The organism is Bacillus cereus group sp. TH152-1LC, assembly GCF_027710505.1.
Lineage (GTDB): Bacteria > Bacillota > Bacilli > Bacillales > Bacillaceae_G > Bacillus_A > Bacillus_A mobilis.
This window is the reverse complement of the sequence record NZ_JAQFNK010000027.1, coordinates 17,056-28,898: the sequence shown is the minus strand read 5'-3', so window position 1 is coordinate 28,898 and position 11,843 is coordinate 17,056. Positions and strand designations below refer to the sequence as shown.

Below are 11,843 nucleotides of genomic sequence, written 5' to 3'. Positions count from 1 at the left end.
TTTGTATGACCACATATCCAGGTGGTTCATTATTAGTTGAAAACAAAGTTTTTGCAAGGGAGAGCAAATGCTCTCTCCTCACAAAAACAGTTTTAACTTATTATTCCTATTGCTGAAGCTCCCACTTGAATCCCCGAAACTTTTCCAAGCTTACGAACTGATTCAACTTTGTTTATGGGTATGTTATGTTGCAAGGCAGTACGAATGATCATATGGGTTAACCGCATATCAGCATCTTCCGCAATAACAACTTCTTTAACTATACCATTTTTGATTGCCTCCAATGTGCGTTTATGACCAACGACTACATTTTCAGCATTTGACACTTTTTGATAAGACATATAAATATCCTCCAAAGCATCGTTCAGGAGCAACCTTGATTATAGTAACATTTTGCTTCATACAATGTCAACTAGGATTAGCTGTTTTTATACAAAATTTACGACGGAAAATTTTACTGTTCCACATAAACTTCATCGTTTTCTACATTCATGTCACCTTGAGTTGTTTTTACAAGGTCCACTTTGCGATAACGATTCATACCTGTTCCAGCAGGAACAAGTTTACCGATAATAACATTTTCTTTCAATCCTAGAAGTTCATCGCGTTTACCCTTAATTGCTGCATCAGTTAAGACACGTGTCGTTTCTTGGAACGATGCTGCAGATAAGAATGAATCAGTTTCAAGCGAAGCTTTTGTAATACCAAGTAGAACAGGTCTAGCTGTTGCTGGTTGTTTACCTTTCAGTAACACCTTCGCATTCGCATCAGTAAACTGATGGATATCTAGTAATGTTCCTGGTAATACATCTGTTTCACCCGCATCACTTACACGAACTTTACGTAACATTTGACGTACCATTACTTCTACGTGTTTATCGCCAATTTCTACCCCTTGCATACGGTATACTTTTTGAACTTCACGTAATAAGTATTCTTGAACCGCCGTAATGTCCGTTACTTTTAGTAATTCTTTCGGATCAATAGAACCTTCTGTTAACTCTTTACCGTGGCTAATTGGCTGTCCTGGAGTTACTTTCAGACGCGCACCGTAAGGAATAGCATACGTACGAGCTTCAACTTCACCCTGTACAACTACTTCTTGGCGATCTTTAACATCGTTGATCGCTGCGATAACACCATCGATTTCACTGATAACTGCCTGACCTTTCGGATTACGAGCTTCGAAGATCTCTTGGATACGAGGTAAACCTTGAGTGATATCATCTCCGGCAACCCCACCTGTATGGAACGTACGCATCGTTAACTGTGTACCTGGCTCACCGATAGATTGAGCTGCGATAATACCTACCGCTTCTCCTACTTCTACGTCTGTACCAGTTGCTAAGTTACGACCGTAACACTTCTTACATACACCGTGGCGAGTGTTACACGTGAACGCTGAACGAATGTTTACAGTTTCAACACCCGAATTTTCAACGATATGAGCGATATCTTCAGTGATTAGTTGGTTTTCACTAACTAATACTTCACCTGTTTCAGGATGTTTTACAGTTTTTCTTGCAAAACGTCCAACAAGACGATCATATAATGACTCAATTACTTCATTACCCTCTTTAATCGCACCAATTAATAGACCACGATCTGTTCCACAATCATCTTCACGGACAATTACATCTTGTGCAACGTCTACAAGACGACGTGTTAAGTAACCAGAATCGGCAGTTTTAAGTGCTGTATCGGCAAGACCTTTACGCGCACCATGCGTAGAGATGAAGTACTCAAGTACTGTTAAACCTTCACGGAAACTTGATTTAATTGGAAGTTCGATAATACGACCAGATGGATTGGCCATCAGACCACGCATACCAGCAAGCTGAGTAAAGTTCGATGCGTTACCACGGGCACCGGAATCACTCATCATGAAGATTGGATTGCGTTTATTCAAGGATTTCATCAGTTTTCCTTGGATAACATCTTTTGCATTACTCCAAATAGAGATAACGCGATCGTAACGTTCTTCTTCTGTGATCAAACCGCGACGGAATTGTTTAATTACATTATCTACTTTTGCTTGTGCTTCATGGAGAATTTCATCTTTTTCGCCTAATACAAGAATGTCAGATACCCCAACTGTAATACCAGCTTTTGTAGAGTACTTAAATCCTAAGTTTTTCATGCGGTCAAGCATACGAGATGTTTCCGTTATTTGGAAACGTTTGAATACTTCCGCAATGATGTTACCAAGGATCTTCTTGCTAAATGGCGCCACTTCTTCGCGACTAGCAATAATTTCTTTAATGTTCGCACCTTTTTCAACGAAATACTCCGCTGGTGTTTCTTTTTCAAGGTTTGAGTTTGTCGGTTCATTAATATAAGGGAACGACTCTGGTAAGATTTCGTTAAATATTAATTTACCAACTGTTGTTAATAGAAGCTTACCTTTTTGCTCTTCAGTAAATGTTACGTTATTTACTGAACTTGCAGCAACTGCGACACGTGTGTGCAGATGTACATATCCATTTCGGTATGCAAGTATTGCTTCGTTTGCATCTTTGAAGACCATACCTTCACCGATTGCGCCTTCACGCTCAAGAGTTAAGTAGTAGTTACCTAATACCATATCCTGAGATGGAGTAACAACTGGTTTTCCGTCTTTTGGATTCAAGATGTTTTGCGCCGCTAACATAAGAATACGAGCTTCTGCTTGTGCCTCTGATGATAACGGAACGTGAACCGCCATTTGGTCACCGTCAAAGTCCGCGTTGTATGCAGTACATACAAGTGGGTGAAGACGAATTGCGCGACCTTCTACTAATGTAGGTTCAAACGCCTGGATACCAAGACGGTGAAGTGTTGGTGCGCGGTTTAGAAGTACTGGATGCTCTTTGATCACAGATTCTAAAACGTCCCAAACTTCAGGTTGTACACGCTCGATTTTACGTTTAGCACTCTTAATGTTGTGTGCTAAACCTTTTCCAACTAACTCTTTCATAACGAAAGGCTTAAACAATTCAAGCGCCATTTCTTTCGGTAATCCACATTGGTACATCTTTAAGTTCGGTCCTACAACGATTACAGAACGGCCAGAGTAGTCAACACGTTTACCTAATAAGTTTTGACGGAAACGTCCTTGTTTACCTTTAAGCATGTGAGATAGTGATTTTAATGGACGGTTACCCGGTCCAGTAACTGGACGGCCACGGCGACCATTATCGATTAATGCGTCTACAGCTTCTTGTAACATACGTTTTTCGTTTTGAACGATAATGCTTGGTGCACCTAAGTCCAATAGACGTTTTAAACGATTGTTACGGTTAATTACACGACGGTATAAGTCGTTTAAGTCAGAAGTAGCAAAACGTCCACCATCCAACTGTACCATTGGGCGTAGTTCTGGTGGGATAACTGGAAGAACATCTAGGATCATCCAAGATGGGTGATTTCCAGAGTTACGGAATGCTTCTAATACTTCTAGACGTTTAATAGCACGAGTACGGCGTTGTCCTTGTGCTGTTTTTAATTCTTCTTTTAAGAAGTCTACTTCTTTATCTAAATCGATGTCTTGTAGTAGCTTTTTAATCGCTTCTGCACCCATAGCAGCTTGGAATGTGCTACCATATCGATCACGATATGCACGGTATTCTTTTTCAGAAAGTAATTGCTTCTTATCAAGTGGTGTATCTCCACTTTCTGTTACAACATAAGAAGCGAAATAAATTACTTCTTCAAGCGCGCGAGGGGACATGTCTAAGACAAGTCCCATGCGGCTCGGGATACCTTTGAAATACCAAATATGAGATACAGGAGCAGCTAATTCGATATGACCCATACGTTCACGACGAACTTTTGCACGCGTTACTTCAACGCCACATCGATCACAAACTACACCTTTATAACGTACACGTTTGTATTTTCCGCAATGACATTCCCAGTCCTTTTGTGGTCCGAAAATACGCTCACAGAACAAGCCATCTTTTTCAGGCTTTAACGTACGATAGTTAATTGTTTCTGGTTTCTTAACTTCACCGTATGACCAAGAACGAATCTTGTCAGGTGAAGCAAGTCCAATCTTCATATATTCAAAGTTATTTACATCTATCAAGGGGCCTACCTCCCTTTTAGTCTACAGGTTATCCCAATTATTCCTTAGTTGTCTCAACTTCGACATTCAATTTATCTGCTGATTGATGATCATCGTCATCTTCTGTATCACGCATTTCAATTTCTTTATCGTCGCTAGACATCATTTTAACGTCCATACCTAAACTTTGCAGCTCTTTAATCAATACTTTGAATGATTCAGGAACGCCTGGTTCTGGAACATTTTCGCCTTTAACAATTGCTTCATACGTCTTAACACGTCCAACAACATCATCAGACTTCACTGTTAAGATTTCTTGAAGAGTATAAGCAGCACCATAAGCTTCAAGTGCCCAAACCTCCATCTCACCGAAACGCTGTCCACCGAACTGAGCTTTACCTCCAAGAGGCTGCTGCGTTACAAGTGAGTATGGTCCAGTAGAACGAGCATGAAGTTTATCGTCAACCATGTGCGCAAGTTTGATCATATACATGACACCAACAGATACGCGGTTATCGAATGGTTCACCAGTACGTCCGTCATACAGGATTGTTTTCGCGTCATTTGCCATACCAGCTTCTTCAATCGTGCCCCAAACATCTTCCTCACGAGCACCATCGAATACTGGTGTTGCAATGTGAATGCCAAGGTATCTTGCTGCCATACCAAGATGAAGCTCTAATACCTGACCGATATTCATACGAGATGGTACCCCTAATGGGTTTAACATGATATCGATTGGCGTACCGTCTGGTAAGTAAGGCATATCTTCTTCTGGTAAAATACGAGAGATAACACCTTTGTTACCGTGACGTCCGGCCATCTTGTCACCTTCAGAAATTTTACGTTTTTGAACGATATATGCACGTACAAGTTGATTCACGCCTGGTGGCAATTCATCGCCATCTTCACGGTTGAATACTTTTACGTCTAAGATAATACCGCCACCACCGTGTGGTACACGTAGTGATGTATCACGTACTTCACGTGCTTTTTCTCCAAAGATAGCATGTAATAGACGTTCTTCAGCTGTTAATTCTGTTACACCTTTAGGTGTTACTTTACCAACAAGTAAATCTCCATCTTTTACTTCCGCACCAACGCGAATGATACCGCGCTCGTCAAGGTTGCGTAATGCATCTTCCCCAACGTTTGGAATGTCACGTGTAATTTCTTCTGGTCCAAGCTTCGTATCACGAGCTTCTGACTCATATTCTTCAATATGAATAGAAGTGTACACATCATCTTTTACAAGGCGCTCACTCATAATGATCGCATCCTCGTAGTTATAACCGTCCCAAGTCATGAAGCCAACAAGCACGTTACGTCCAAGTGCTAGTTCACCTAATTCCATAGAAGGACCATCCGCAAGGATTTCACCTTTTACAACTTCATTTCCAACACTTACGATTGGGCGTTGGTTGTAGCAAGTTCCTTGGTTAGAACGAATGAATTTTTGCATTTTGTAGCGATCTAAGTCGCCTTTTACCGTTTGACCGTCAACTTCTACAAAGCGACGTACCCAAACTTCACGTGCTTCTACGCGTTCAACAACACCAGGGTGTTTACAGATTACTGCAGCACCTGAGTCTTTTGCTGATACGTACTCCATACCTGTACCTACAATCGGAGATTCCGGATTCATTAACGGAACCGCCTGACGTTGCATGTTCGCTCCCATAAGTGCGCGGTTAGAGTCATCGTTTTCTAAGAACGGAATACAAGCTGTCGCTGCCGACACTACTTGTTTTGGAGATACATCCATGTAGTCGATGCGTTCTTTATTTGTGACAATGTTTTCACCACGGAAACGAGCTACGATATCTTCACTAAGGAATTCTCCTTCTTCAGATAATTTCATATTCGCTTGGGCTACAACATAATTATCTTCTTCATCTGCAGTTAAGTAATCAACCTGCCCTGTTACAAGACCAGTTTCTGGATCAACACGACGGTATGGTGTTTCAATGAAACCAAACTCATTTACTTTCGCGAACGATGATAATGAGTTAATCAAACCGATGTTTGGTCCCTCTGGTGTTTCAATCGGACACATACGACCATAGTGAGAGTAGTGAACGTCACGCACTTCAAAGCCTGCGCGCTCACGCGTTAAACCACCGGGTCCTAATGCAGATAGTCTTCGTTTGTGAGTTAACTCTGCTAATGGGTTTGTTTGGTCCATGAACTGAGATAACTGAGAACTTCCGAAGAACTCTTTAATAGATGCAATAACAGGACGAATATTAATTAGCGCCTGTGGTGTAATTGCATTTGTATCCTGAATCGACATTCTCTCACGAACAACACGCTCCATACGAGAAAGACCGATACGGAATTGATTTTGTAATAGTTCTCCAACTGAACGCAGACGACGGTTTCCTAAATGGTCGATATCATCTGTATCCCCTACTTTGTATAGTAGGTTGAAGAAGTAACTGATAGAAGCAAGGATATCACCTGGTGTAATGTTTTTTACATCACGAGTAATATTTGCATTACCAATTACATTAATTACGCGTTCGCCTTCTGACTCAGGAGCATAAATCTTAATAGATTGCAGCTCAACATCGCCTTCTACCACTCCACCCATTGGTTTCGCTGTTTTGAATCCAATGTTTTTCTCTAAGTAAGGTAAAATGCGATCAAGTGTACGACGATCTAAGATTGTTCCTTCTGCCGCTAAAATTTCACCAGTTTCTGGATCCACTAATGTTTCAGCTAAGCGTTGGTTAAACAGTCTGTTTTTAATGTGTAACTTCTTGTTGATCTTATAGCGACCTACATTTGCTAAATCGTAGCGCTTTGGATCGAAGAAACGAGACACAAGTAAGCTCTTAGCATTTTCTACTGTTGGTGGTTCACCAGGACGTAGACGCTCATAAATTTCAAGCAATGCTTTTTCTGTGCTATCTGTGTTGTCTTTTTCTAATGTGTTGCTTAAGTATTCGTTATCACCTAAAAGCTCGGTGATTTCTTGATCAGAGCCAAACCCTAATGCGCGTAACAAAACAGTTACAGGAAGTTTACGCGTACGGTCAATACGCACATATACAACATCCTTAGCATCTGTCTCATACTCTAACCAAGCTCCGCGGTTTGGAATTACAGTAGCAGTAAAACCACGTTTTCCGTTTTTATCCACTTTGCCACTATAGTATACGCTTGGAGAGCGAACTAACTGGGAAACGATAACACGTTCTGCACCGTTAATTACGAATGTTCCAGTCTCTGTCATGAGTGGGAAATCTCCCATGAACACATCTTGTTCTTTTACTTCACCAGTTTCCTTGTTGATTAGACGCACTTTTACACGAAGTGGTGCTGCATACGTCACATCACGCTCTTTGCATTCGTCTACAGAGTATTTAGGTTCACCTAAGCTGTAGTCGATAAATTCAAGCGATAGATTTCCCGTAAAGTCTTCAATCGGAGAAATGTCTTGGAACATTTCTCGCAAACCCTCATCAAGAAACCACTGATAAGAAGAGGTTTGAATTTCGATAAGATTTGGTAACTCTAATACTTCACTAATACGGGCATAACTTCTTCGTTGGCGGTGGCGTCCGTATTGAACTAGTTGACCTGTCAACTGCTTCACCCCTCAAATCATGAGTATTATAAATGCACAAAAAAATTTGCGCAAAATCACAAATAAATACAACTACTGCTATTAGCGTAGTCTTTTTCTCTTAAAGATAAATACGTTGAGTCTTTCTACCTGCTCAAAAAAGAAAAATGGCTTCTATAAGAAAACCATCATTCTGTTTCATAATCTGCTGATTTTACTATCTTTTCCAAGAGAAACAAAAATATACATCTTTCTCAACGCAGAAAATCATATATTGGCATTGTATAATGTTAACATAGCCAAAAATAACCGTCAACGTTTTTTTGATTTTATGATATAATATCCTTTTTTCTTTTCTACAACTTCGACTTCAGAGAATACTTCCTCTAGTTTCTTCAGTGCAGATGGTGCACCTTGCTTCTTTTGAATAACAATCCACAACTCTCCACCTGGAACTAAATACTCTACAGCCTTCTCTAAAATCTCATGCACGATGTCTTTACCTGCACGAATTGGAGGATTAGATAGAATAGCAGCATACATACCATCTACATTTTCATAGACGCTACTTTGAAAAATGTGTACATTTCCAATCCTATTGTTAGCGGCATTTTCTTTCGCAAGCTCAAGCGCCCTTTCATTCACATCCACCATGTGAACTTTACGGTCTTGAAACTCTTTCGCCAACGATAAACCAATTGGTCCATATCCACAACCTACGTCTAATATATCACCTTTAATATCTGGCACTTGAAACGCTTCAATTAAAAGACGAGAACCAAAGTCCACTTCGTTTTTCGAGAACACCCCACGGTCAGATAAGAAAGTAAATTGAGATCCACGAAGTGCAAATTCCCATCGCTTACGATCACTTTTACTAGAAGGGTCGTTAGAAAAATAATGGTCTGCCATATGGCCACCTCTTTTCTTTACAGTTAAAAAAAAAGCTCGCATGAGAGCGAGCTTTTTTTAAAGCATCAAAAGTTAATTACTTAACTTCTACAGCAGCGCCAACTTCTTCAAGTTTAGCTTTCATTTCTTCAGCTTCCTCTTTAGAAACGCCTTCTTTGATTGCTTTTGGAGTGTTGTCAACTAATTCTTTAGCTTCTTTTAAGCCAAGACCAGTGATTTCACGTACAGCTTTGATAACTTTGATTTTTTGAGCGCCAGCACTTGCAAGTACTACGTCAAATTCAGTTTTTTCAGCAGCAGCTTCACCAGCGCCACCAGCTACAGCTACAGGAGCAGCAGCAGTTACGCCGAATTCTTCCTCGATAGCTTTTACTAAGTCGTTAAGTTCTAATACAGTCATAGATTTAACTGCTTCAATGATTTGTTCTTTAGTCATTGTAAATATCCTCCCTTAAATAGGTTTGTATTGTTTTATAGATAACAAGTAATTATCTTTTAAGAAATTAAGCGCCTTGCTCTTCCTTTTGTTCTGCAACTGCTTTAGTAGCAAGTGCAAGGTTACGGATTGGAGCTTGAAGAACGCTAAGAAGCATAGAAAGTAAGCCTTCACGTGATGGAAGAGTAGCGATAGCTTTAACCTCATCAAGTGTTACAAGTTTACCTTCGATTACACCAGCTTTAATTTCTAAAGCTTCGTGTTTTGTAGCGAAGTCGTTTAATACTTTCGCAGGAGCAACTACATCCTCGTTACTGAACGCGATTGCGTTTGGTCCTGTTAAGAATTCGTTTAACTCAGCCATTTCAGCAGATTCTGCAGCACGACGAGTTAAAGAGTTTTTGTAAACTTTGAACTCAACGCCAGCCTCACGTAAGTTTTTACGTAATTCTGTTACTTCAGAAACTGTTAAACCACGGTAGTCAACAACGATTGTAGATTTACTTTCACGAAGTTTGTCCGCGATTTCAGTTACAACTTGTTGTTTAGTTTCGATTACTTTGCTCATGTTATTACACCTCCTGTAGATTATATAGAAGATGTACCGAAAGTGCACTAAAAACCTCCATGCCCAACTTGTAGACATGGAGGCATATAGTCACAGAAAAAAATTCCGTTTCGTATATTAACACCTAGGTAGGAAATTAAGTCTATTGACACCTACTGTCTACGGTACACTAATTAAATTCACAACATAAATGATTATATAAAAACTTCTTTATGAAGTCAACTTCCAAAATTTACGCTAATGTAGAAACGTCTACACGTACGCCAGGTCCCATTGTAGAAGCAACTGTTACGTTCTTCATGTAAGTACCTTTTGCAGCAGCTGGCTTAACTTTTTGTAAAGTGTCAGCGATTGTGCTGAAGTTTTCTACTAATTTAGCATCTTCGAAAGATACTTTACCGATTGGAACGTGGATGTTACCAGCTTTATCAACGCGGTATTCAACTTTACCAGCTTTGATTTCGTTAACAGCTTTAGTTACATCGAAAGTAACTGTTCCAGTTTTAGGGTTTGGCATTAAACCTTTAGGTCCTAATACGCGACCAAGTTTACCAACTTCACCCATCATGTCAGGAGTTGCTACTACTACATCGAAATCGAACCAACCTTGTTGGATTTTACCGATGTAATCAGCATCGCCTACGAAGTCAGCTCCAGCAGCTTCAGCTTCTTTAGCTTTTTCGCCTTTAGCGAATACTAATACACGTTGTACTTTACCAGTACCGTGTGGAAGAACAACTGCACCACGGATTTGTTGGTCAGCTTTCTTAGGGTCAACACCTAAACGGAATGCAACTTCTACAGTCGCATCAAATTTAGCTGTGTTTGTTTTCTTTACTAATTCTACTGCTTCTGTTGCAGAGTAAGCAGTTGCACGATCAACAAGCTTTGCAGCTTCTACGTACTTTTTACCTCTTTTAGCCATTTTTATTTCCTCCTCGAATGTGGTTTTAGCGGAATAACCTCCCACGTTTACGCTTATTTTCAGGTATAACCTGAGGATGCGCGCCATCCATTTATTTAAAAACGATAATCATTTACGATAATAAAGGTTGCGAATTGGAATTCCAGACCCGCAACCTTTTTAAAAAAAACAAATCGAATTAGTCTTCGATAACGATGCCCATACTGCGTGCAGTACCTTCAACCATACGCATTGCAGCTTCTACGCTAGCAGCGTTTAGGTCAGGCATTTTAGTTTCAGCGATTTCGCGTACTTTATCACGCTTAACAGTTGCCACTTTATTACGGTTTGGTTCACCAGAACCAGACTCAATACCAGCTACTTTCTTAAGAAGAACAGCAGCAGGAGGAGTTTTAGTAATGAAAGTGAATGAACGGTCCTCAAATACCGTAATTTCAACAGGGATGATAAGACCAGCTTGATCAGCTGTACGAGCGTTAAACTCTTTACAGAAGCCCATGATGTTAACACCTGCTTGTCCTAATGCTGGACCAACTGGTGGAGCTGGGTTAGCTTTACCTGCAGGAATTTGAAGCTTTACCATTTTAATTACCTTTTTAGCCACGAGACACACCTCCTTAAGTCCGTGATGTGGTCAATTGGACAGTGATTTGCCCTCCCACGTCATATTTTATCTGTAAGGATAAAATCTTTCAAAAAACGTCTCCGATAACGAAGACGTACTGACTTAAAAGATATTATCACTTTTTACAATTCATTTCAAGTTTCATTTTATAATTTTTCAATTTGATGGAAGTCAAGTTCAACTGGAGTCTCGCGACCGAACATGTCCACAAGCACGCTAACCTTTTTCTTCTCCACATCAATTTCTTCAATAGCACCTGTATAATCTGCGAATGGTCCCTCATTTACACGCACTGTTTCATGAAGTTCAAAGTCGAAATCAACCACTTCGTTGTCCATTCCCATATGCTTCATAATGGTAACAACTTCCTCTTCTAATAGAGGTGATGGTTTAGATCCAGAACCAGAAGAACCAACGAACCCAGTTACACCTGGCGTGTTACGTACAACATACCAAGAGTCATCAGTCATGATTAATTCTACTAATACATAACCTGGGAACACTTTTCTTTTCATTAATTTTTCTTTACCGTTTTTCATTTCTACTTCTACTTCTTCCGGGACAACAACACGGAAAATTTTATCTTGCATACCCATTGATTCTACACGTTTCTCTAGGTTTGCTTTTACTTTATTTTCATATCCAGAATAAGTATGGACAACATACCAACTTTTTTCCATTCATTTAGGACGAGCGTCCTTCCCTCCCTGACGTACATTTTTTTGCGCAAATGAAAAAACCCGTTCACCGGGCTTTTACAC

Annotated in this window: 9 protein-coding genes and 1 other annotated feature; all 9 genes read right to left on the bottom strand. The window is 40.1% G+C overall.

All coding sequences use genetic code 11. The annotated features are described in order from the left end of the window. Positions 1-92 precede the first annotated feature (92 nt). Complete coding sequence (locus PDL00_RS30620) at positions 93-341, bottom strand: ribosomal L7Ae/L30e/S12e/Gadd45 family protein (protein WP_061678373.1); 249 nt, start codon at positions 339-341, stop codon at positions 93-95. A 113-nt stretch (positions 342-454) separates the two neighbouring features. Then, positions 455-4,066, bottom strand: a complete 3,612-nt coding sequence (gene rpoC / locus PDL00_RS30615; RefSeq protein ID WP_270733350.1) for a DNA-directed RNA polymerase subunit beta' — start codon at positions 4,064-4,066, stop codon at positions 455-457. A gap of 37 nt (positions 4,067-4,103) precedes the next feature. Further along, positions 4,104-7,637: a DNA-directed RNA polymerase subunit beta gene (gene rpoB / locus PDL00_RS30610; protein WP_270733348.1), complete on the bottom strand. Its 3,534-nt coding sequence runs from the start codon at positions 7,635-7,637 to the stop codon at positions 4,104-4,106. Between the two features lie 291 nt (positions 7,638-7,928). Further along, positions 7,929-8,528: a class I SAM-dependent methyltransferase gene (locus PDL00_RS30605; protein WP_060629207.1), complete on the bottom strand. Its 600-nt coding sequence runs from the start codon at positions 8,526-8,528 to the stop codon at positions 7,929-7,931. Positions 8,529-8,604: 76 nt separating this feature from the next. Beyond that, entirely contained in the window at positions 8,605-8,964 is a 360-nt protein-coding gene (rplL, locus tag PDL00_RS30600) for a 50S ribosomal protein L7/L12 (RefSeq protein ID WP_000159737.1), read from the bottom strand. 67 nt (positions 8,965-9,031) lie between these two features. Next, positions 9,032-9,532, bottom strand: coding sequence for a 50S ribosomal protein L10 (gene rplJ / locus PDL00_RS30595; protein WP_000048721.1), 501 nt, complete (start codon positions 9,530-9,532; stop codon positions 9,032-9,034). Between the two features lie 39 nt (positions 9,533-9,571). Further along, positions 9,572-9,715 (bottom strand) — a sequence feature (ribosomal protein L10 leader region). Positions 9,716-9,764: 49 nt separating this feature from the next. Further along, positions 9,765-10,457, bottom strand: coding sequence for a 50S ribosomal protein L1 (rplA, locus tag PDL00_RS30590; RefSeq protein WP_002070162.1), 693 nt, complete (start codon positions 10,455-10,457; stop codon positions 9,765-9,767). 178 nt (positions 10,458-10,635) lie between these two features. After that, entirely contained in the window at positions 10,636-11,061 is a 426-nt protein-coding gene (gene rplK / locus PDL00_RS30585) for a 50S ribosomal protein L11 (protein WP_001085872.1), read from the bottom strand. 167 nt (positions 11,062-11,228) lie between these two features. After that, the gene (gene nusG, locus PDL00_RS30580) at positions 11,229-11,762 is read right to left on the bottom strand and encodes a transcription termination/antitermination protein NusG (protein WP_000415794.1); all 534 of its coding nucleotides are present in this window, start codon (positions 11,760-11,762) and stop codon (positions 11,229-11,231) included. Between the last annotated feature and the right edge of the window lie 81 nt (positions 11,763-11,843).